The following is a 19,699-nucleotide window of genomic DNA, read 5'->3' as shown; positions in this document are numbered from 1 at the left end:
CATGTCAATGCAGGATAATCTTGCGAAAAGTACAAAATTTAAGGTAATTTTAAACGGTATGCCCCTGGGCTTCTCAAAAGTGTCGAATATCTCTGCCACCATGGAGTTCGAGACTGTGGTGGAGGGCGGGGTGAATGACAGGGTTCATTATTTGCCGAAGCCCAGACAGTCTATGGATAAACTGGTGCTGGAATACGGGATTGCCAGCGGAGAGCTTACCCGAACTACCCTGACGGCGGGATATGAGCTTACCAAGGGAATTATCATTATGGTCATGTCGGATTCGGGTATGGTTCCTACTGCCACTTATCAGGCAAATTGGGGAATCGTGACCAAGTGGGAGATTGATACTCTGGATGCGACCAACAGTGGGCTGCTGATTAAAAAGATTGAGATTTCCCACAATGGGTTGACGGAGACAATCAATAAGATTGGATTATAAGGTGAGTGCAATGTTAAGGCTTCGAGAACCATTTTCAAGAAAAGTACGGCTGCATATCAGACAGGATTTATTACAACAGTTGTGGGACAAGTATGTCCCGTCGGCTTCGGCGGAGTATGAGCGCATCCAGTTAATCTATCTGGGCGAAAAGGACGGACAGGAGACGGGGCAGGTTCGTCGGGTCCAACTGCTGGTCAAGCTTGTGCTGCACAATAGGATGATACGGGCAGGGCTTTCAGGTTCTCCTGTGAAAACGATAGCAGGGCAAAAGCCTATGGAAAATAATCTGCGGCGTTTGGAAAAATGTTTTCTCACACAGTTGAGATGCTGTAACCTGACGCTGTATCGGAATGTGAGCAGAACCATAACCTTACTTAGACAGGCGGAGGAGGACGGCAGGCGTTTTAAAAGTTGGCAGAAAGAGAATCAGACGATTGAGAGACAGTGGAAGGAATATCGGCTGTGTTCTGCTTTTTGTTCTGATATGGAGAATTTTCTGACAGAATATTCTGCGCAGACGGCTCGGACGTTGGAGAAGGAATTGCTTCTTGCTATGACAGAAAGGGAATATGGGCTTTTGGCCAAAAAGCTTGACAATATGGCAGAGTCTAAGGAGTTCATGCTTCAATATATAGACGTAATGGGGGAGGAGGAAATCCGCCGCTTATGGTTACAGATGGAAGGACTGGCACAGCAGGAGGGCAGTCTTGTCGTAGACTTTGGAGATGGGCAGGCAGACAGTATTTTCAGAGAGAAATTTTCAGAGGTTCAAAAGCGGTATGAGCGTGAGGTTGTCAGAGGGTTCTTTGAACAGGCTTCTTTTATAAACAATGAAAACTTCTATCGGATGCCGGATGATATGGAGAAGCTTTCGGAAGAAAAGACGTATCGCTTATCCGATATTATGCAGATGATGGAGGATGTACAGCGTCGGCTTTTTGATCAGAAGGAGAGGATAAAACGGCGGGAGGTTTTGGCGTTTGAGACGTACCGAGAGTTGTATCAGGAGGCTCTTAATTTAGAAGATGTTGTTTCACAGAAGGATAAGAGGCAGCGTTATAAGTCGCTTGATTCAGTGAGAGCTGTACCACAAAGCCAGGAGGACATAATATGGCTTGTGGAAGAAAGGTATCGGAAGCAGCGTCAGGGAGAAATGAGCCAGGAGGAGCTTAAAAATATCTGTGAATATGGCAGAATGTTTATTAAGCTTCTAAATTCATTCCCAGAACAGCAGAATGATAAATTGGATTTGTTGTTTAAGGAAATTAATCGGCAGATGGAGATGAAGGGGCAGGGGCTGGAAGCATTTTCTGTGGAATGGAGAGAGAATGATTTGCAAGATCCCCTGAAGGAGCAAAGAAGCCGTGAGATGTTAGAGCAGCTCTTTGAGCTCAGTGAAGATAAGCGGACAGAATTCATCAGAAATCTGGCCGACGTTATCCATATCTGGTATCAGGTTGGTACGTCTTTACAGGCTGCAGAACCGGAAACTGTAAAGGGGCGGTTCTTGCCTGAAACTACAAGGCTTGAGGATGTGTCCGTTCAAGAATTGTGGGAGTGGGGAGAAGCCTTGATGGATGTGGATATGGCATTTTTGGATGAAAAAAAAGAACCCATATCTGAGGAGAAAATAATATACATTATTGATGCGCTGAGAGAGTTCTCTATATCTCAGGGGCTTCAAGGTGAGGAGCAAAGAGACAGGGAAGAGGAGCTTTCTGAAGTTATGCGTCTTCAGCGGACGCTGTCTTTTTCGGAGGGGACGGATGAAGAAGCAGGGCAGTCTGCGACAGAGTCAGAGAACCAGGAGGTATCCCTGCCGGACAGGACTAAGAGAGACGAGGCGTCGCCTCAGAGGTTGTGGGAATGGGCAGGGGCGTTATTGTTTTATCCAAAGACCGCCGCATCTTTAGATACGACAACAATAGACGAGAGGTCGCAGAACGATATAATACGCCGCCAGATAGAGATATCCAAAGACCGGAATAATCTTAGACAGTTGATCAATCAAATCACCCATGTGCTGTCGGTGGAAGCGGATATAGAGGAGATATCTCAGCTAGACTATGCAGAAGGTCAGGCCGAAACGCCGACGGTTCAAAATCTGCTTCGCTATATCCAAACTCTGGACGAAAAACAGTATGGGGTTTTGGTTAGAAAATTATCACAGGTTATAAAGGTTCAGAGTATGTTGTCTCATAGCGATGGTTTGAGAGAGGAAGCAGTAGGAGGGCCGGAGCAGAAGGACTTTTATCAGAAGTTGTGGGAATGGGGAGAGACGCTTTTATTTTATCCGAAAGCTCAAGGTTCTTCGGAGGGTGTGCCCATATCAGGAGTCATGGGCCAGGCTTCTAAGATTTCTTTCGACGACGGAGGACGAAAGGAGGAGGCCGCAAAAGAGCCGGAAAAGATGAACAGGACTAAGATAGCGGAGAAGTCAAGATTATGGGAATGGGGAAAGGCGCTATTGTCTTATCCAAAGGCTGCCGCTTCGTTGGATGAGGAAATGATATCAGAAGCCAAGAACCAGGAGTCCGGAATTTTCTTAAATGACGGCATAAATGAAGTCATGTTATCAGCAGAGGACAGAAATCACGAGATACCGCAGACAGAGGTAATCCTCCGTCAGATAAAGATATCGAAAGACCGGAGCAATCTAAGGCGGCTTATTAGTCAGATTAACCATACGCTGTCGTTGGAATCAGATACAGAGAAGTTAGTTCAGCTAGACTATGCAGAAGGTCAGATTGAAATGCCGATGATACAGAATCTGCTTCATCATATCCAAACTCTGGACGAGGAGAAGTATGGAGTCCTGGTAAAAGAATTATCACAGGTTACAAAGATTCAGAGCAGTAAGGCAGGGGAGTGGGGAGAGGCATTGCTTGATGCGCCTGACGTGCCTGAGCATAGGCAGGAGTGGAAGAAGGCTTATGAGGCTTCAGGTTCCGTTCAGTCGGCAGATTTAGAATATACAGGTAAGAAGGACAGTGACAGAGATTATCTTCAACAGATGATACATAAGCTCAACCACATGGCTTTATTACCTGGGACATCAGAAGTGCAAAAAATATCTGAACTCAACGAGGGTGAGGATATAAAAAAAGTAAGGGATGGATATGCCGGGCGAAGCGGTTGGCTTTTACATAAGGGCGATCAGCTTAAGCAGCCTCAGGTTCAGAATTTACTCAGTTATATTCATGGACTGGATAAAGAGCAGTACAGAATTCTTGTAGAAGAATTGACACAGATTACAAGTATCCAGAAAAAATTGTCTGCCGGAGAGGAAAAGGCGTATCCAGATGTTTTGAAGCAAGTACGGACGGAGCAGGAGCCGCCAGTATTGACATATCCGGAGTTGTCACAGCGTATTTGGCAATATGAGACAGGACGTCGTCAGACAGAGCTTCTGAATACAAAGCTCACTGGGGCAGATATGGTTATTCCGGTTGAAGCGTTTGCTTCTATGGATAAAGCTTCTGAGCCTGACAAGGCTTTGCCAGAGAGAAAACTAAGGGCTTTCCAGATAGGTTATCCTGCCTCTGAGCTTGCCTTTACCGTTCAAAACCCTGATACCTCCAGAGAAGATCACCAGAGAACCGAGATGCGTCTGCAGGAGGAGAATACCCAGATCAAGTCAGCCCAAGAGCAGCTTGGAAGAAAGCTCACAGAAGTAGAAAAGCAGTTAAGGGGGCTTGAGGGGGCCGCAAAGGCGCGGCAGGATGTGAGGTCTTTGGCAGACCAGGTTAAGAGGCAGCTCTACGAGGAGCTTCACGTAGAGAAGCTGCGCAGGGGATTAATCTAACGCGCCACATTTTTTATAAAGGGGAGGATTCTTTATGGGACTTACGAAGGCGAAGCTGGAAATTGAAAAAGAAGTGGGGATGAGCATTATAGAAGTGCTGTTCAACCCTTCCGAGTACCAGTTGACAGACGGAGCGAGCTATTCCGAGAAAAAGATACCTGGCCTTGACGGGCCAATTCTCCAGTATATTTCCGGAGACGCAACAGAATTGTCGCTGAACCTTTTTCTGGATACTTACGTGCCGCCGGCAGCATCGTCGCTAATCTCCTTCGGTACGCCTAAACAGTCCACGGATGTTTCAAACATTACGAAGCAGATTGCGGATGCAACCTCCATTGACGGGAGTATGCACCGTCCTCCGAAGGTGACCTTCAGATGGGGGTCGCTGAATTTCGAGGGAGTGGTGACGAAGATGAACCACACCTACACCATGTTTACCGAGAGTGGGATGCCAGTCCGCGCCAAGGTGAGTCTGACCTTTAAATCCCTGATATCGCTTAAGGACACGAAACGGAAGTCTCCTTTTGAATCACCGGACCGTACCAAGTACCGCACACTTCGTCAGGGGATGGGATTGTGGGATATTGCCAATATGGAGTACGGCGATCCGGATATGTGGAAGGTGATTGCCCGTGAAAATGGGATTCTGAATCCCTTGGAGGTAAGACCGGGGCAGGTGGTGAAGCTGCCCGCTTTATAGCAGATTCCAGGCTGGAGGGAGAATAACAGATGGCAAAAGTTACTATGTCAAGTCTGGCGGCAAAATATAAGGATTTCATGGTGCCTGCACTGAAAGTCAAGGTTGGCGGCTTTGATGTAATCGGTGCCAGCGAATATGCCGTTGAGTCTGTGGAGGTAACGCTCTCCCAGACTGCGGCAAGCGCGGCTGTGATTAAGCTTGTCAGTGTATATGATTTGGAAAAGCGAAGCTTCGTAGGTGATGTCAGATCGGATTTTATTCTGGGAGAGCTGGTGGATATCGAGATGGGGTACGGGTCGTCCCTGACCTCGATGTTTTACGGGTATGTGGATGAGATTACCTATGAGCTGTCAGACAGCCCGTCCGTACGAGTGACGGCCGTGGATGTCCGCAGAATGATGATGGGAAGTAAGAAAAGCAATATTTCCCATAAAGTAACCAGTTATTCCGACGCGTTTGACGAGGTGGTGAAGAAATATAAACCTGCCTATAAGTCTAAAGATGTGGATGCGACGGAAAAGCTGGAGGGAGAGTGTATCATCCAGAACGGCAATGACTATGAGTTCATTACCGAGGAGTTGTGCCGGAAGGCAAACAGAGACTTTTTTGTACATGCCGGAAAGCTTTATTTTAAGAAGATAGACGCAGAGCTGTTTTCCACCGTGGAGATGGAGTGGGGGCAGGATTTTATTTCATTTCAGAGGCGGGCTTCTTTTCAGGACGCTGTCATCAGGATTATGGGACAGGATACGGACAAGAAGGAGGAGGTATCTGCAGAGGTAAAGGTGAAGTCGGACGACAGCCAGAAATCGTTGGTACAGAGTGAGAATACCCAGATGGACGCCGCCGTGGAGGATAACAGCGACGCGAAGAAGGTTGCCGAGCACAAGGCGGATGAGATGAAGAAGCAGGCGCGGCAGGCAACAGGGGTGTGTATCGGAGTTCCAGAAATTCAGGCAGGCGGGCGTGTGAAGATTAAGAAGGGCGACGCTAAACTGATTGACGGAACCTATGACATCATGGAGGCAAAACATTCTTTTGGAAGCGACGGTTATCGGACGACTTTTGAAGTGGGAGGCTGGACACGTTGAATTTTTATGATGAGCTGCTGGATAACAAATCAGAGGATAAGACTTATCCGGAGATAACGGCGCCGGGGCTGTTGAATGCGATTGTGAAGGAAATCTGGGATAAAGAACATCAGGGCATGATTAAGGTGGAGTACATGATGGGGGAGAAGGATAAGAAGACTTCTGACTGGGTACGGGTCATGACCGGATACTGTGGCAACGGCTTCGGCAATTACTGGCTGCCGGAGATTGGGACAGAGGTTCTGGTGGGCTTCATCCACGGCAACATGAATATGCCTGTGGTGCTTGGATGTCTGTGGAACGGCAAGGACAAGCTGCCGGAGGGTGCTGCGGATGAGAAAAACGAGACGAAAACGGTTATCACCAAGGGCGGGCATAAGATTACGTTTACGGAGACGAAGGATAAGGAGAAGATTATAGTCAATACGCCTAAGGGTCTGGAGATTCTTCTGGATGACGAGAAGGAAGCTGTTTTCATACAAGACAAGGGGAAGGATAACAGCCTGTCCATGGACTGTAAGAACGGCGCCGTGACTGTGAAAGCAAAGAAGGAGATTTCTCTGGTGATTGGGACAAAGGAAGTGGTGAAGGCAGATGCCAATACGGTGAAGGTGGCCTGCGGCACCGTTCAGTTGGATGCCCAGCAGAGCCTTAAGCTTAGCGGACAGAGCACGTCCCTGACAGGAAGCAGCGTGAAGGTGAAGGCGGACGGTGAGCTGGGGCTTCAGGCATCAGGAATGGCACAGCTTAAGGGCAGTATGGTGAAGATTAATTAGGAGGCGGTCAGTTATGGAAGAAATGGGAGGCGTGAAGGCATTTCTTGGAACGGGATGGAAATTTCCTGTGGGGATTGACGGCGCTACGGGGCGGATTCAGATGTCCTCCAATGAGGACAGCATCCGCGAGGCTGTGCGTATCATTATCGGAACCAGGAAGGGAGAACTGCCTATGCATCCGGATTTCGGCTGCGGAATACAAGAGTATGCGTTCGAGACGGCGGATTACACCACGCTTTATTCTATGAAATCGGAGATTGAGCGCGCGTTGATTCGATGGGAGCCGAGGATTACGGAGATTGAGGCTAAGGTCAGCGACGAACGGATTGACCAGGGAATACTGACGATTCAGGTAAACTACGTGGTACGGGCGACCAATAACCAGTATAATCTGGTGTACCCGTTTTATATCAATGAAGGAGAGTAGTTTGTTATGGATATTCCGCAGATGGAGAAAATGTCGAAGGAGGACATTATCGGCTATATGAGAAGCTGTGCGAAGCAGTATGTACCGGAATGGAGGTACGACGAGGAGAAGCCGGATGCAGGGACGGCGCTGGTGTCCATTTTTGCCGATATGATGTATGACAATATAAAAAAATTTAATATGTCCGTGGCGGGAGATCTGTTTTCTTTTTTTGACGGGGTAAATGCAAAGCTCTATCCGGCCAGTCCGGCAGAAGGGTTTGTGGTTTTCGCTTTGCCGGAGGGGCTCGTCAGCGAGGCGGAGGTGCCTAAGGGGACGACGCTGTTTGGTCAGGGAGAGGATGAACAGCTTGTGTTTGAGACGCAGGAGGAGGTTCTGGTCCGGACCATGGATATTGAACGGATCTTTCTTGCTAAGCCCAAGGAGGATGAAATCTATGAGCTGTTTTGCAGGCAGAGGGATTCCGAAGCCTCCTTCTTTCTGTTCAAGGACGGAGTACAGAATCTTCAGAGACATCTATTGTTCTTTTGCTTCGGGCAAGAGCTTGAGATTACAAGCTATGCGGATGTCAGGCTTTCCTTTGTGCCGGAGGGCGGAAGGAAAGAGGAGGATCTTAAGGAGGCGCTTCTGGATTCGTCGCGGATTCGTTTCCGCTATGGGACAGAGGAGGGATTTTGGGATATCACAGAGTACACTTATGAAAATGGCAGTCTATGTTTCCAATTACAGGGGAGAGAAGCAGGGCTTTCTCCTGTGGAGGAATATGGCTCTATGTATGTGCTCTCGGCAGAGATACTGGATGCGGATTTCTTCTCCGGCATTTATTTCCGTGAGGTTAGCGTCGGAACACAATGTCTGGGGCAGAGACCGGAATTCATCAATGTAAACGGGACTGACCAGGAGGTGGAGGAATTTCTGGCATTTGGGGAGAGGCCGTCTGTGTATGATGAATGTTATATCGGAAACGGAGAGATTTTCGGCAAGGCAGGCGCGCGAGTCCGTATGGAGTTTGACCTGGATTTTGTCAGAATCCCTATCGAGGAGGCAGCCTCTGGTATGAAGATTTCATGGAAACGGATTATGCGGAAGAAGGAGTTTGTACCGGAGGAGGAGTATGATATTACCATCCGTGAGGTTATCTGGGAGTATTACAATGGCTACGGGTGGAAAAGGCTTCCGGTATCCGGAGAGTACAGGGATGTGTTTGCGGTTGACAAAGAGCTTCGGGGCGTGCGAAGGAAGATGGAGTTTACCTGTCCGGCGGATATTCAGCGCGCGCTTGTGAGTTCGGCGGAGAATTACTGTATCCGTGCAAGGATTATCCGGATGAATAACGCCTTCAAGACAAGAGGGGCGTACATTGCGCCTGTGGCGGGGAATTTTTCCTTGAGTTACAGTTATTTTGAACATCCGATTAAGCCCCTGATGATGTTCAGGGAGAATAATATGGAGTCGGCGGTTCACGGTGAAAAGGAGATGCAGCGCGCCGGCTTTGCATTTCCAGCCTGTGAGGCAAGGACGGAGGAACGAAAGACCTTGTATTTTGGATTTGCACAGCCTCCTGTGGGAGGGCCTTTGAAGCTTTTGTTTGTCATGCATGATACGGTGCGGGGAAATCTTACAGGGCTTAGATGGGAGTATCTGTCAGAGGAGGGGTGGAGAGAAATGCATCCTGCCGACGGGACGGAGGGCTTCGCCCATACAGGGCTGATTTCCTGGTATGGCCGTAATGACAGTAGGAAAGGCGAGCTGTTTGGGGAGGACCTGTACTGGCTTCGGCTCAGTGAAGGGGACGGGCAGAGTCAGGAGGTAAAACCTAAGATTGAAGGCATTTACCCCAACGCTACCAGTATCCTTGGAGTGGAGACGGTAGAGGAGGCGTTCTCTCTTGCGCCAAGGGCAGAGGAAAAGGAGATACGGCTTGCCTATGGCGACCTCTCAAGTCTTGAGGTACGTGTGTTGGAAAGGCCGGATTACCGGCATAGCCTTGAGGAAAAGTGGGAGTTGTGGACAGAGGTGGAGGAGCTTGCCTCGGACAATGGAGACAGGAAGGAGTATACGGCAAGCTGGCGTGAGGGAAGAATCACATTACCCAAATACATAGGAAGCGCAAAGCCTAATGAGTTGAACGAGATTGAAATCCATGTGCGGTACACTCATTGTCAGGGGGCAAAAGGAAACGTACTCTCCGGCGGCATCGACAGGCTTGATAGGACCATTGGCTTCATCAATACGGTGTTTAATCCTATGGCGACGGTGTGCGGGCTTGACGGCGAGGATGTGATGGCGTCGGTGGCCAGAAATGCCAATCTTTTGCGCCATGGCAGGAGATGCGTTTCCGCCGAGGATTATGAGGATATGGCGCGGGAGGCGGCGCGGGACATCCGTAAGGTGAAATGTTTTGCGGGTTATGACGAAAACGGCAAAAGGCAGGACGGGGCTGTGACCCTTGTGGTGCTTCCCGCCGATTACGGGGAGAGCGCTTACAGCTTTGAACGTACACGCAGGAGAATCTATCATTATCTGTCAACGCATATGGACCAGAATATCGTCAACCTGGGACGGTTCCATATCGTGAAGCCAGAGCTGATACGGATGGATGTGAAGGTGGTCTTAGAGCTTATGGAGGAGGGGGAGATTTTTGCAGCTACAAAACGGGTGCGGCAGGAGTTAGAGCGTTTCCTTAATGCGCTTCACGGTAATTTCTACGGGGACGGATGGGAGATTGGCGTGCTTCCAAATAAGAACCAGATCATTCATGCATTGAAGCAGGTGGAAGGTGTGAAATATATCAGTCAGTTGTCCCTGCGTAAGTACAGAAGCGGACGGTTTACGGAGTATGAGGTCAATGAAGAACGGCTGCTGCCATTTTACCGGCTGCCTAAAAGCGGCTTTCATGAAGTGGTGGCAGATTTTCGATAGATTAGGGATAAGGGTGGATAGGAAATGTTCTATGATTTGAAGCTGGATGACAAATCTTACCAAGAGATAGAGGCAGATGCGATTTTTCGGATACCGGCAAAATGTCCGGACTGGACCAACTATAACCAGTCTGACCCTGGGATGACGCTGATTAGCCTGCTCTCCTGGCTTGGGGAGATTCAGCAGTACCATATCAGCCAGATTGGCGGATGGAAACGGCAGAAATATCTGAAGCTTGTGGGAATTAGCATGCTTCATGCGAAGGCCGCCTGCGGAGCTGTGAGCGTGGAGGCGCCGGCAGGCTTGTCCGGCAGCCAGTTTGCGCTTCTTAGAGGGACTCGTTTCTTTGCCGAAAATATGATATTTGAGACGCTTAAGAAAGAAGTGCCCCATCCGGTCAGGCTAATCGGAGCCTACATCCTGAACGGGGAGGTGCCGAAGCAGTATTTCAACATCGGCAACGACCTGGAAAAACGGATGCGCCTTTATCCCTTCGGGGAGGAGCCCCAGGCGGGGAACCGATGCTGCTTTGTGCTGGACCGGCCTTTTGATACCAGAGGGCAGACCGTGGTTTATTTCCATATACGAACGGACTATGAAGTGACCCGCAATCCCATCTGCAAAGATTTTATTCCCCTCTCAGAGCTTAAGTGGGAATATCAGTCCAAGAACGGGTGGGAGGAGTTGCCTGTTGATTTTGATACCACCTATGGTTTATTGCAGAACGGAAGAATTGGCTTTCATTTACCGAAGGAAATGGCGTTGGATAAGGAGTATGGGGCATGGCAGATTCGCGTGACCCTCATGAGAAATGATTATGATGTGGCGCCTTTGATTCAAAATATATATTTTAATGAGATTGAGGTGCGGCAGCATCATTCCTACTGTGATTATGAGGATTTTGAAGCAGATGCGGTTGTTTCCCAGGGGGAGGAAGGAAAGTATTCGGTTAAAAGTGGGATGTATCTTGCAAAAGTCGGGCAGACAGAGCTATATGTCAGAAAAGACGACGGTTTTATTCCGGTTACAGTGGCGGGGAAGGAATTGGCGCCCGACGGTGACGTCATCATCTCTTTTTTCTGGCAGACGGAAGGGGAGGCTTGTCCAACTTGCCGCCTTGCCGCCTATGAGAAGGAGTTCTTTTCCAAGCGGCTGGTCGGCGTAGGCAAGGGATATGCGAACCAGGAGTACCGTCTGGATATTCCGAATCTGCTGTATGATGAGTTCGAGCTTATGGTCTGTGACAGGCAGGACGGGAGATTTTATCCATTTCGGAGGGTGGAGGATTTCGACGACTGTACGCCTGAGGATATGGCGTATGTTCTGGAGATTGCACAGAACAGGCTGTTGTTTGGTAATTGCGAAAACGGGATGGCGCCGGACGGGGAGATTCGTCTGCTGCGTCTTCGGGTGAGCAGCGGGCAGGCGGGCAACATCAAGGCGGGGAGGATTCGGAAATGTGAGGAATATCCGACGCTTCTTGTCCGCCAATACCGCGAGACTTACGGAGGAAGGGACAATGAGACTGTGGAGGCGTGTTATAAACGCCTGCGACGTGAACTGAAGAAGATTAACAGGGGTGTTACGTATTCTGACTATGAAAAGCTTGTCCGCCAAACGCCGGGGCTTTTGATTAAGGACTGCAAGGTGGTTCCTGTAACGGCAGATGGGAAGGAGCGAGGTTCCCTTCGGGAAAACGAGATTGCGATTGTGGTACGTCCCTTAAGTTACAGGAAATTAGATACGCGGCTCAGTCTCCCATACAGGAAAAATCTTGAGCAGATGCTTGAACAAAGAAAGCTGCTCGGTACCTCCATAAGGCTTTTAAATCCAGAGTTTGTAGGCATTGCTGTTTTTGCAGAGATTGTGATTCGGCCTCAGTTTACCGATGCGGAGGCGATGATTGAGGAGGCTGTGAGGGCTTACGTGGACGACCAGTCGTGGGAGATTGGAAAGCCGGTGTCCGGCAGCGTGTTGTATGGAATTATTGATATGCTGCCCTGTGTGTGGCAGGCAAGGTCCGTGTCCGTGGAGGCGCAGGGACGGGGATACCGCCATCTTGTGAACGGGGACGTTAAGCTTCCTCCCAACGGGCTGCCGTATTTGAAGGAGACGGATATCCGGATTTTTACGGCAGGGGAAACTGAGATATAGAAGTGAGGCGATAAAGTGGATCAGCTTAGATATTTCGTATTCAATAAAAGAAAGGATTATGAATCCGGATACAGGAACGGGATTCAGATTACCCCAAAGGGAATTGCCCTAATGGAAGGGGAGTCTCAAAACGGAACCTTCATTTCGCGTCTGCTTGACAGCGGGGAGGAAGAAAACCAGTGGCACAGGGCGGTGATTCAAAGCGAGGATTATGGGGATGATTCCATCAAGTTTTATATCTACTGCTGCGACAGAGATAGGGTTGCAGTGGATGGACGTATCCGGCTGTGGGAGGAGCTGATTCGCGATACAGAGGTTCCCATTGAGAAGAAGCGTAGGGTAATGGAGCCATATCTGGCGCATATCGTACAGAATCCCTCGGATATCCTTTTGTATCACGCCAGGGGGAGGTATCTGTGGATAGAGGTGCAGTTATTCTGCCAGGCGGGGTTTCTTCCTGAGATCAGTCATATGAAGATCTATGCCGGTAACCGAAATTTTCTTTCCTATATGCCGGCAATCTACCAGACAGGGGGAAGGGAGGATTTCCTGGGCAGGTTTCTCGGACTGTTCGAGTCGGTCTACCAGGATCTTGACGAGAAGATCGGGGATTCAAAAAGGCAGCTTGACCCTATTGCAGCTTTGCCGGAATTTTTACATTGGCTTGCAAAATGGGTGGGAGTTTCTAATGCACATCTGTGGCAGGAGGATAAATTAAGGCTTCTGCTTCAGGGAATTGTGAAGAAGAACCTGATTCGCGGAACCAGAGAGTATATGGAGTATATGGTAGGGACATTTACGGGAGAGCGACCTTTCTTTCTGGAGTATTCAGATATTGAGCGTTACAGGAAAAATCCTGTTGCTTACCGTTGTCTGAGAAAATCGTATGCGTATGGACCCTATGAGGTGAGTGTGTTTGTACGTGAGCAGGCAGTCTCCTCCCTTCGAGAGCAGCATGCTTTGAAAAGAATGATTGAGGATATGAAGCCTGCGCATATCAGGGTGCATCTGGTCATCCTGCGTCCGGGGATTTACCTGGGGCAGAATGTGTACGCGGGGGTAAACAGCATGCTTGTGACTTACGAGCGTGCGAATCTGAACGGAGTATCTGCCATCCCGTCTATCGTGGGCGAGGCAGAAGCCAAGGCAAAGGAGGAATGATAGATATGAAGAACTTAAAGAGCTTTCCATTTGAGAGAAACCGTTATTTTTATGGGAAGCTTTTGTCTGTGGAGGACTTTGAGACAGAGCAGAAATATTTTAATGATAAGCGCAGGACCATCAACCGTTTCCTTTTTGGCGCTGGCGTAGTCTGCGGGCTTGGGGTCGTGGAGGTGGATGACGAGAGCATTTCCGTGGAGAGAGGTCTTGCCCTGGATTTTGCAGGGCGTGAGATTGTGCTGGACGAACCAGCCATCCGAAAAGTGTCGGAATTGGACGGATACGGCGGCGGAGAGGATACGGGATTTTACTATCTTTGCCTGGAGTACCGCGAGGAGGCTGCAGAGCTTATGCATAACGTGGCGGGGACGTCGGGAAAGAACGGAAGTGAGTTCAATAAGTATAAAGAGGGATACCGCCTTTATGTAACCCAGGAAGAACCGGAGAGGGAGATTTGTACTCCTGCGAGTTTCTATGAGGAACGGTGCGAGGTCTATCATGGGCAGGGAATCCGCGTGTCCCAAGTGATGCCAAAATTTCTGGAGGCAGGGAAAGAGGCGGTCTTAAGAATTGAGATTGAACATTCGGGACAGCAGGAGTTTTCCTTTGAGTATGAGTTAGAACTGGCTTTTCTTACCAGTGGGGAAGGAAATCGGGTGCATGTCCGCTTTGGAGATGAGGACGGCGTCAAGGATAAGAATTACCGGCTTGAGATTCCGCTTAAGGCGGCGGGCGTTTTGGATGTACAGGCAGAGGCTTCTCTGGTGGAGGGAAGTTTTAAACTTCTGGCAGGCGGCAGGGAGTATACAGGCGCAAGGCAATGCGTGAGCCGGGCCTATGTGGGCGGTATGGACATATATGAAGCGATGCAGGCAGAGTATTACAGGACCGCCATGGATTTTATTACAGGAAATACGTTTCAGCAGGGGATTTATCTGGCGAAGATTTTTGTGGTTCGGGCGGGCGACGTCTGCCTGATTGAGAGGATTGAGCCGCTTCCCTTTGACCAGAAGATTATGCACTGTGAGATTGCGTCCGCCATGATTGGAAAGCTGTCCGAGGATGTAAGGCGGCTTATGGAGGATAAACGGCAGGAGATTGAGAATCAGAAGATTCAGAGCGAGGAAAAGCCTCTAAGGGCGGCCTATGGAGAGATGGTGTTTGAGCTTGGAAATACCCGTGGGGGAGAGGTGCTGTATTCGGATGAGATTGTCCATGGTCTGGGATTTGGTTCGGTTACGATTATGCTTGGTTATGAGGTGGACGACGGCTTTGAGGACGACGCCCAGATGATGTTCGGGGACGCGTCTTTGTTTGAGAGCAGCCACGGGTTCGTGGGCTCTCTGGGGGCGAAGCTGATGCCGTCGGAGGGGACGTTTGAGATTGGGCTTAAGGTCTTAAGAAATGATGATGCGAAGCAGGTGCGGGTTCACTGGACGGCCCTTCGCAATGAGATACGCAGGCCGGAGTCTGCCAAGAAGAAGCATATTTTCATCCAGCCGGATAACCCCAATGTATTCGTTGGGGAGAGCGTTGTATTTACCGCCGTTCTTGAGGGCTTCACGGATGAGAGGCTGAAATGGACGGTGAGAGATGCTGAGGGCGGCGTCATTGACAAGAACGGAAAATATACTGCGCCGGAGACGGCAGGGATTTATCATATTATGGTTTCCAGCGTGACTTATCCGAAGGTGCAGGCGTCTACCTTTGTGGTGGTGCGGCAGAAAGAGTGAGGCATATGATAATTAAGTTTCAGGATATGCAGTATGAGCTGATTTCCAAAATCAAGACCACGGTTTCCGGCAATATTGATCTGTATCTTGCCTGCGATGTGAAACGCAGGGAGGAGGGGCTGTATACAGTGGCCTGTGTAAGGGACATGGAGATTGCCAGGAAGCTGATAATGGTTACGACCAAGCAGAACGTCAGCCTTTCGTTTCGGGATCTTCATGCCAGCTTTAATGCGGACGGCAAATATTATGTCATTTTCAACTATGCTCAGGGCAGGACGCTTCAGCAGGCGTTGGAGGATGGCAAATTTAATCTGCGGGAACGGCTGCAGATTATGAAAAACATATTTGCCCAGATATTTCTGTTGAATATGCCGGAGTGTTTTCTGTATGAGGCTTTGCGCAAGGAGAATATCATAGTGGATGATTCTCTGGGGGTGCGGTTCAACTACTTTTTTACAGAGATTGACTATTACTGGCAGGTACAGGAAAAGGAGCTGATGAATCGGGTCAACGGGCTGGTGCATGAGCTGTTTGCCCGCGAGCTTGAAAAGAAAAGCTCACGTGAGCTGATGGAATTTGCCTTGGATTTGGACGAGGGATGCTACGGGTATCTGTGGGACTGTTATGTGGCTTATGACGAGGTCTATGAGACAGTGCTTGCAAAGACCGAACAGCGTGAGCCGGAGCCGGGGCGTATCTGGTGGCGGGCGTGGGAGAAGCTTAAAAGGTTTTTTCCCACAATCAGGACGGCGCTTGCGGCGGCGTTGATTGTGTCGGCGGCCATTTATCTGCTGTGGAATCTTCCTAATCCGGCGCTTACGGATAACGGAGTGACCTTCGGTCAGATTGGTACGCTTGAGATTAAGGAGAAGGCAGATAAGCCGTAGTATAAGGGTAAGGAGGTATGAGATATGCAGGGCGGTCTGATCGGGCGTACAGCCAGGAGGCTTTCCCATATATTGATGGCGCCGGTTCAGGTGGTGATCCGCAAGGCAAAGAGGACAATCAGTCCGGATTCCTTTGCCTCCAAGGTCATAACCGATGTCCGTAAGGGGATTAATCAGAAAAAGAATAAAAAAGAGCGAGTGATTGGGGATTATTATTCCATTGGGAAATATTATGTACTGAAAAGGATGGTATTCTTCATTCTGCTTGCTGCGCTTATCCTTCCGGTTCTGTATATCAAGCTTGTGCATCCGGTTTTGGTATCCCATTTCTTCACCAAGACCATGGTGGTCAATTCTTCTGACATGGTGGGATATTCCGGTAAGGTTGAGCTTCTGTCCGAAGATGAAGGAGAGTTAATCTTCAAGGGTAAGATGGAGGATGGAAGAATCAACGGAAACGGCAAGCTCTATACCTATTCAGGCGCGCTTTTGTATGAGGGGAATTTTGAGATGGAGGCGTACTCCGGCGAAGGAGAGCTGTATTATGAGAACAGCGAGACTCTCCGCTATAAGGGAACATTCCTCCTGAACCAGTATGAGGGACAGGGAATGCTCTATGACAAGGAGGGTAACCTTCAGTACAAGGGCGACTTTAAGAACGGTCTGTATGAAGGGAGTGGAACGCTGTATTTTCCAAGCGGCCAAAAGGAGTATGTGGGAACCTTTTTAAAGGGCGAGATGGAGGGGCAGGGAACCCTCTATAACGAGGAGGGTAATGTGATCGCCACGGGAACCTTTGAGAACGGGGAGCCGTTGCTTTCAGAGGTGGTCTTGACGGACGAGGCAGGCAATGTGGTCTATGAAGGGACGGTCAATACGGACGGCGAGTATGAAGGAGAAGGAAAGCTCTATGAGGACGGAGTCCTTGCGTATGAAGGTGATTTTGTAGACGGCAAGAAGACCGGCGAGGGAACCCTCTCCAATGACAAGGGAGAGACTGTGTACGAGGGCGATTTTGTTGAGGATAAATATGAGGGAGAAGGAAAGCTCTATGAAAGCGGCGCGCTTGCATATGAGGGCGGCTTCGTGAAAGGAAAAAAAGAGGGGGACGGTGCCTCCTATGACGCCGAAGGAAATGTGGTCTATGAGGGCGAGTTTGCCAAGGATGAGTACGAAGGAGAAGGAAAGCTCTATGAGGACGGTATCCTTGTATATGACGGCGGCTTTTTAAAGGGCGAGTATGACGGCAAGGGAACCCTGTTCTACGATGAGGGCGCATTCATGTATGAGGGCGCGTTTGAGAAAGGAAAAAGAGAGGGGCTTGGCAAGGTCTATACCGGCAAGGGAGACATTGTGTATGACGGCAGTTTTAAGTCGGACGTCTATAACGGAGAAGGAAAGCTCTATGACGATAACAAGGTGCTGGTAATCTATGACGGGACTTTTGTGGATGGTCTGTACCAGGGGGCGGGGAAGCTGACGGATTCCGAGACGGAATCGCTGTTGTATGACGGTGAGTTTTATCAGGGACAGTACAGCGGAGCAGGGAAGCTATATCAGCCTGCAACCGGTGGATTAATCTACGAGGGAGGATTCCTTAATGGCCTGTATTATGGCCCTGGGAAGCTGTGGGATGAGTCGGGGAATCTTCTCTATGAAGGAGACTTTATCAACGGTCAGTATTTCGGGCATGGCGTCCGTTATGACCCATACTCCGGAATGGTTCTGGAATCCGGACAGTTTAAGTATGGGGTGCTGACGCAGCCGGACCCAGCCGAAAGCGTTTTCGGGGGAAATACGGGCTCTGCGAATCAGACGTCCCCGAATTGATTCCTGAAATTGATAAAAGGAGGAAGATACTTTGGCAGATTATACGAAGATTGCGGATACGGGAAACGGCATATTGGCGTTGCTTACGGAAGCTCTGATTCCGGAACTTCTGAACAGTCCGGACCAGATTGGCCTGTGTTCTCCCGATGAGCACGGGGACTATGCGGTGGGAGTATGGCTTTATGACGTGAAGGAGGATTCCTCCATACAGGCACATGAGATGGCGAATATCGGAAGGAATACACAGCGGTATCCCTCTGCTTATCTGACTCTTTACTATATGATTACCCTCTTTTTACAGAGTGATTTGAAGTATCGGGCCGTACAGGAGCATCAGATTATGGGAAGGATTATTCAGGCATTTCGCGATAAGGCGGCTCTTAATCCAGACACATTTGCGCCCACAGGTGAGTCAGGAGGAGCCAACATCCGTTTGCAGATGCGTGAAATGAATATTGAGGAGAAGGTGCGGCTGTGGACTGTGCCAAACGCGGCATACAGGACGTCTCTGTTTTACACGGCGGGGCCGGTGGAGATTCTGTCTACCAGAAAACGTTCGGTAAGGCGCGTACAGGAAATTGACTATCGTTTTACAGGAAAGGACAGGTAGTATGGTATTACAGGAGACAAAGATACGGCTGTCCAAAGTGGTGCGGCTAAGGGATGCGTTTACTGGCGAGCCTGTGTCGGCAGGAATAGAGCTTCGCTCTCTGGCAGGAGGAGGGGTGGAGAAAAAGGGGGAAGGATATTTCCTGCTTCTGGACGTGGGAAACGACGAATTTCAGATTGAGGTCAAGTCCCCCGTCTACCAAAGGCAGAGGCTTGTGCTTAAGGCGGACAGAGGGGAGGTTGTTAAGGAGATACTTCTTTACCCCTCTTTTGCTTATCCCTTTCGTCAGGGGACAACTTCTGTGCGGGGCAGGGCGAAGCCAAAGAGCGTACTTAAGTTTCATTTAGGGGACGCTCAGGCCGGATGCCGGATGATTGGCGACTATAAGAGAGGGCAGGAGGAAATTTCCTTCTATCTGAAAGGTAAAATTCAGAGTGTGTTCTGGTATATCCGAAAGAAACAGAAGGAGAAGGGAGAGTATTTTTGTACAGAATACCCAGAGGATGAGAGCGAGACGTATAGGCTGAGACGTCCGCTTAAGGAGGACTACCAAAAGAAGGATTCCGTCATCTGTCCGGCTCAGGAATGTATTGCGGATGAGGGCGGTGAATTCTATCTGCTGCTTGCAGACATTCCAAAGGATACATGTATCCTTAAGTATTCTTGTGAAAGTGAAGGCAAGGTGACAGACGGAGAGGCAGAGATTTTTAAGGGGCGGGAAAACTATATCCTGCTTTCATAAGCAGAAAATTCAAGGAGTGAGGATTATGGGATTATGTGTGACGGGAGGCGCGTCTATGACCTGTTCGTTTGGTATGACGCCCTCTGTATTAAATGTCCTGCCGACGGCAAAGACGATGTCGGCAATGCCTCTGGCGACGATTTCGGATAATATTCCTTTTGTAAATATCGCGCCTTTTGGGATGTGCCAGAGTATGGCCAATCCTATGGTGGCGGCAGCAACTGCGGCGGCTATGGGTGCATTGACGCCTATGCCCTGTACGCCGGTTCCGGCAGGCCCGTGGGCGCCGGGGGTTCCCCAGGTGTTGGTGGGAGGCAAGCCTGCCCTTAATAACCAGTGTAAGCTGACTTGCGCCTACGGGGGAATGATACAGTTTACCAATTCAGGATGCCAGACGGTGCAGTTGTAGGACAAGGGAA

At 49.5% G+C, this 19,699-nt stretch carries 15 protein-coding genes; all 15 read left to right on the top strand.

Annotated features, from left to right (window positions below; genetic code table 11):
• The first annotated feature begins 1 nt into the window (after position 1).
• The 15 genes from GN277_RS21135 to GN277_RS21065 are packed head-to-tail and all read left to right on the top strand — an operon-like array spanning position 2 to position 19,689.
• Positions 2 to 442: a phage tail protein gene (locus GN277_RS21135; protein ID WP_159753338.1), complete on the top strand. Its 441-nt coding sequence runs from the start codon at positions 2 to 4 to the stop codon at positions 440 to 442.
• Positions 432 to 4,247, top strand: a complete 3,816-nt coding sequence (locus tag GN277_RS21130; protein WP_159753336.1) for a hypothetical protein — start codon at positions 432 to 434, stop codon at positions 4,245 to 4,247. The genes GN277_RS21135 and GN277_RS21130 overlap by 11 nt, the downstream gene beginning before the upstream one ends.
• A gap of 34 nt (positions 4,248 to 4,281) precedes the next feature.
• Positions 4,282 to 4,947 carry a CIS tube protein gene (locus tag GN277_RS21125; protein WP_159753334.1) on the top strand — a complete coding sequence of 222 codons (666 nt, stop codon included), beginning with the start codon at positions 4,282 to 4,284 and terminating at the stop codon, positions 4,945 to 4,947.
• Positions 4,948 to 4,976: 29 nt separating this feature from the next.
• Complete coding sequence (locus tag GN277_RS21120; RefSeq protein ID WP_159753332.1) at positions 4,977 to 6,038, top strand: phage late control D family protein; 1,062 nt, start codon at positions 4,977 to 4,979, stop codon at positions 6,036 to 6,038.
• The gene (locus GN277_RS21115) at positions 6,035 to 6,814 is read left to right on the top strand and encodes a phage baseplate assembly protein V (protein WP_159753330.1); all 780 of its coding nucleotides are present in this window, start codon (positions 6,035 to 6,037) and stop codon (positions 6,812 to 6,814) included. Before GN277_RS21120 ends, GN277_RS21115 begins: the two co-directional genes overlap by 4 nt.
• Positions 6,815 to 6,827: 13 nt before the next feature.
• Positions 6,828 to 7,241, top strand: a complete 414-nt coding sequence (locus GN277_RS21110; protein WP_159753328.1) for a GPW/gp25 family protein — start codon at positions 6,828 to 6,830, stop codon at positions 7,239 to 7,241.
• 6 nt (positions 7,242 to 7,247) lie between these two features.
• The gene (locus GN277_RS21105) at positions 7,248 to 10,163 is read left to right on the top strand and encodes a baseplate J/gp47 family protein (protein WP_159753326.1); all 2,916 of its coding nucleotides are present in this window, start codon (positions 7,248 to 7,250) and stop codon (positions 10,161 to 10,163) included.
• A gap of 24 nt (positions 10,164 to 10,187) precedes the next feature.
• Positions 10,188 to 12,317 (top strand): baseplate J/gp47 family protein, encoded by a 2,130-nt coding sequence (locus GN277_RS21100; protein WP_159753324.1) that lies wholly within the window; start codon positions 10,188 to 10,190, stop codon positions 12,315 to 12,317.
• Positions 12,318 to 12,332: 15 nt separating this feature from the next.
• Complete coding sequence (locus GN277_RS21095) at positions 12,333 to 13,478, top strand: phage tail protein (RefSeq protein WP_159753322.1); 1,146 nt, start codon at positions 12,333 to 12,335, stop codon at positions 13,476 to 13,478.
• A 5-nt stretch (positions 13,479 to 13,483) separates the two neighbouring features.
• Positions 13,484 to 15,211 carry a phage tail protein gene (locus GN277_RS21090; RefSeq protein ID WP_159753320.1) on the top strand — a complete coding sequence of 576 codons (1,728 nt, stop codon included), beginning with the start codon at positions 13,484 to 13,486 and terminating at the stop codon, positions 15,209 to 15,211.
• 5 nt (positions 15,212 to 15,216) lie between these two features.
• Positions 15,217 to 16,098 (top strand): hypothetical protein, encoded by an 882-nt coding sequence (locus GN277_RS21085; protein WP_159753318.1) that lies wholly within the window; start codon positions 15,217 to 15,219, stop codon positions 16,096 to 16,098.
• A 24-nt stretch (positions 16,099 to 16,122) separates the two neighbouring features.
• Positions 16,123 to 17,928 carry an MORN repeat-containing protein gene (locus GN277_RS21080; protein ID WP_159753316.1) on the top strand — a complete coding sequence of 602 codons (1,806 nt, stop codon included), beginning with the start codon at positions 16,123 to 16,125 and terminating at the stop codon, positions 17,926 to 17,928.
• Between the two features lie 31 nt (positions 17,929 to 17,959).
• Positions 17,960 to 18,538 (top strand): DUF4255 domain-containing protein, encoded by a 579-nt coding sequence (locus tag GN277_RS21075; protein WP_159753314.1) that lies wholly within the window; start codon positions 17,960 to 17,962, stop codon positions 18,536 to 18,538.
• Between the two features lies 1 nt (position 18,539).
• Entirely contained in the window at positions 18,540 to 19,280 is a 741-nt protein-coding gene (locus GN277_RS21070; protein ID WP_159753312.1) for a hypothetical protein, read from the top strand.
• A 25-nt stretch (positions 19,281 to 19,305) separates the two neighbouring features.
• Positions 19,306 to 19,689: a DUF4280 domain-containing protein gene (locus GN277_RS21065; RefSeq protein WP_159753310.1), complete on the top strand. Its 384-nt coding sequence runs from the start codon at positions 19,306 to 19,308 to the stop codon at positions 19,687 to 19,689.
• The last annotated feature ends 10 nt before the right edge of the window (positions 19,690 to 19,699 follow it).

This window comes from Sporofaciens musculi (assembly GCF_009830285.1).
Taxonomy (GTDB): Bacteria; Bacillota; Clostridia; order Lachnospirales; family Lachnospiraceae; genus Sporofaciens; species Sporofaciens musculi.
Note: the sequence above shows the minus strand (reverse complement) of the source record. Positions and strands in the feature narration are given on the sequence as shown.